Below are 3,476 nucleotides of genomic sequence, written 5' to 3' on the forward strand. Positions count from 1 at the left end.
CCGCCCCGCCGCCCGTCCCGACCGGCACCGGTCCGCCGGTCCACGGCGCCCGACGACGGTGTCCCGCTGCCGCCCGAGCCACCGGCCGACGAGCCGCCGCCGGACGACGAGGAATCGATGATGGCCGAGGCCGCGGCCGACGCCCGCGGCGAGCCGGTGACCCGGCGGGACCCGGAGGAGGCGGCGATCGAGCTGCTCAGCTCGCAGCTCGGGGCGCGGACACTCGATCAGCGCTGAGCGGGGCGTCGGCCCCGCCGGAGCCGGACGGGCCGTTCCCGCTCACCGGTTCGGCGGCCGGCCGGGGACGCGACGGGTTGACCCCAGGGGACAGCGCCCGGTCCGGAGTGGTGCTGGCACCAGGGTTGCCTGATCGGGCTCTGCGTAGGCTTCGACGGCATGTCGACCGCCCAGGAGCCGCTCGCAGCCCTGCGCACGGAACCGGACGTCCGAACCGGCCTGAGCGCCGCCCAGGTCGCCGAACGTGTCGCCGCCGGCGAGACGAACGACGTCCCGGCCCGCGCCGGCCGCACCGTCGGTCAGATCGTCCGGGCGAACGTCTTCACCCGGTTCAACGCGATCGTCGGCGTGCTGTTCGCGATCATCCTGGTGATCGGCCCGATCCAGGACGGCCTGTTCGGCTTCGTGATCATCATCAACACCGGCATCGGCATCGTGCAGGAGCTGCGGGCCAAGCGCACCCTGGAACGGCTGGCGATCGTCGGCGAGGCACGCTCCCGGGTGCGCCGCGACGGCGCCGTCGCGGAGCTGTCGCCGAGCGCCGTTGTGCTCGACGACGTGATCGAGCTCGGTCCGGGCGACAAGATCGTCGTCGACGGGGTGGTGCTGGCCGCCGACGGCCTCGAGGTCGACGAGTCGTTGCTCACCGGCGAGTCCGATCCGGTGCACAAGCAGATCGGCGACCCGGTCCTGTCCGGCAGCTTCGTCTCGGCCGGCACCGGCGCCCAGCAGGCGACGAAGGTGGGCCGGGAGGCCTACGCGGCGAAGCTGGCCGAGGAGGCGAGCCGGTTCACCCTCGTCGACTCCGAGCTGCGGTCCGGGATCAACAAGATCCTGAAGATCATCACCTACCTGCTGGTCCCGGCGGCCGCACTGATCATCTACAGCCAGTTCCGGACGGTCGGGAGCGATCTCGACGACGCGCTGCGCGGCATGGTGGCGGCTCTCGTGCCGATGGTTCCCGAGGGCCTCGTGCTGCTCACCAGCATCGCCTTCGCCGTCGGTGTGATCCGGCTCGGCAAACGGCAGTGCCTGGTCCAGGAGCTGCCCGCGATCGAGGGACTGGCCCGCGTCGACACGGTGTGCGCGGACAAGACCGGCACGCTCACCGAGAACGGCATGCGGCTGGCCCGCGTCCAGCCCCTCGGGGAGCACGAGGAGGAGGGCGTCCGGGCGGTGCTCGGCGCGCTCGGGGTCGCCGATCCACGGCCGAACGCGAGCCTGGCCGCGGTCTCGGACGGCTGCCCGTCGCCGGGGTGGCCGCTCACCGGGACGGCGCCGTTCTCGTCCGCCCGCAAGTGGGGCGGGGCGAGTTTCGACGGCCACGGCCACTGGGTGCTCGGCGCGCCCGACGTGCTGGCCGACGGCACCCCCGAGGCGGCGGAGGCCGAGCGGATCGGCGCCGAGGGGCTGCGCGTGCTGCTGCTGGGCCGCAGCGACCTCGCCGTCGACTCCCCGCAGGCGCCGGGGAGGGTCACCCCCGCGGCGCTGGTCGTGCTCGAGCAGAAGGTCCGCCCCGAGGCCGCCGGCACGCTGCGCTACTTCGCCGAGCAGGACGTCGAGGTCAAGGTCATCTCCGGCGACAACGCCGTCTCGGTCGGGGCGGTCGCGGCCTCGCTGGACCTGCCCCGGGCCCGGACCCCCGTCGACGCCCGGGAGCTGCCCGCCGACCGCGAGGCGCTGGCCGGCGAGCTCGAAGGGGCCACCGTGTTCGGCCGGGTCACCCCGGCGCAGAAGCGGGACATGGTCGGTGCTCTGCAGTCCCGCGGGCACACCGTCGCGATGACCGGTGACGGCGTCAACGACGTGCTGGCGCTGAAGGACGCCGACATCGGCGTGGCCATGGGTTCCGGGAGTCCGGCCACCCGCGCCGTCGCCCAGATCGTGCTGCTCGACAACTCGTTCGCCACGCTGCCGCACGTCGTCGCCGAGGGGCGGCGGGTGATCGGCAACATCGAGCGGGTCGCGAACCTGTTCCTCACCAAGACCGTCTACTCGGTGCTGCTGGCCATCGCGATCGGGGGGATCGGGGTCCCCTTCCCGTTTCTGCCGAGGCACCTCACGCTGATCGGCTCGCTGACGATCGGCATCCCGGCGTTCTTCCTCGCGCTCGCGCCCAACACCGAGCGGGCCCGATCCGGCTTCGTGAGGCGGGTGCTGCGGCTGGCCGCGCCGTCCGGGGTGGTCGCCGGGCTGGGGACGATCGTGACGTACCTCCTGGTCCGCGGGGCCGCCTCGGCGACGCCGATCCAGCAGAGCACGGCGGCGGTCGTGACCCTGTACCTGATCGCGCTGTGGGTGCTGGTCGTGGTCGCGCGGCCGTTCACGTGGTGGAAGACCGTCCTGGTCCTGGCGTCCGCGGCCTCGTTCGCGCACGCGCTGTTCTCGCCGATCGTCTTCGGCCGGCAGTTCTGGGAGCTCGACCCGGGGCACGGCCCCACTATGCTCATCGCGCTCATCGTGGCGCTCGCCGGCGCGGCACTCGTCGAGCTGTCGGCGTTCGTGGTCGACAGGCGGCTGGCGGCCGGCCGGTCGTAGCCCACGGACGGCCCGAAGCGGATCACCGGCCGAGGAACGCCAGGATCCCGGCTGCGATGGCGGCGGCGTAGCGGGCCCGCCCGTCCGGTGACGAGACGAGCGCGGCCTCCTGCGGGTTGCGCATGTTCGCGCACTCGACCAGTGCGGCGGGCCGGGTGGAGTGGTTCAGCCCGGCGAGGTCCGCCCGTGGCGACAGCCCGGCGCGCCCGACGTAGTCCGACACCGGGAAACCGCCCTCGCGGAGACGGTCGCGCAACGCCGCGGCGAGGGTGTGGGCCGGGCCGGATTGGGCGTCGTTGAGCGGCGGGTCGGCGTAGGCGACGTGGAACCCGCGGTTCGCCGGGGCGGAGCCGTCGGCGTGGATGGAGACGACCGCGTCGGCCCCGGCCCGCTCCCCGGCGGTGCCCCGTTCGTCGACGCAGGGGCCGACCCCGGCGTCGTCGGGCCGGGTGAGCACGACCCGTACCCCGCCCGCGGTGAGCAGCGCCGAGACCCGCTGCGCGACATCGAAGTTGAACGCGTGCTCGGCGTAACCGGCGCCGGTGGCGGTGCCGGTGGTGTTGCACGGCTTGGTCCCGCCACGCCCGTCCGGGACCGCCCGGGTGATGGCCCGGGAGCTGCTGTTGCCGCCGTTGTGGCCGGGATCGAGGACGACGACCGGTGTCCGGGCGGCCAACGGTGCGGCGGGGACCGGGGCGGCC

The 3,476-nt window shown here is 74.1% G+C and carries 2 protein-coding genes and 1 pseudogene; 2 read left to right on the top strand and 1 reads right to left on the bottom strand.

What is annotated here, in order from left to right:
* A pseudogene (locus HF519_RS29565) lies at positions 1–237 on the top strand (DNA polymerase III subunit gamma/tau); the annotation flags it as partial.
* Positions 238–396: 159 nt separating this feature from the next.
* On the top strand, positions 397–2,775 hold the full coding sequence (locus HF519_RS29570; protein WP_169416252.1) for a cation-translocating P-type ATPase: 2,379 nt from the start codon (positions 397–399) through the stop codon (positions 2,773–2,775).
* Positions 2,776–2,797: 22 nt separating this feature from the next.
* Here HF519_RS29570 and HF519_RS29575 read toward each other — a convergent pair.
* The coding region (locus HF519_RS29575; protein ID WP_438826460.1) for an N-acetylmuramoyl-L-alanine amidase at positions 2,798–3,476 on the bottom strand (679 nt) is incomplete at its 5' end.

The organism is Pseudonocardia bannensis (assembly GCF_012911875.1).
In the GTDB taxonomy this organism is placed as follows: domain Bacteria; phylum Actinomycetota; class Actinomycetes; order Mycobacteriales; family Pseudonocardiaceae; genus Pseudonocardia; species Pseudonocardia bannensis.

Coding starts and splice junctions, on each gene's coding strand:
- HF519_RS29570 (WP_169416252.1), top strand. CDS start 397: ATGTCGACCGCCCAGGAGCCGCTCGCAGCCCTGCGCACGGAACCGGAC.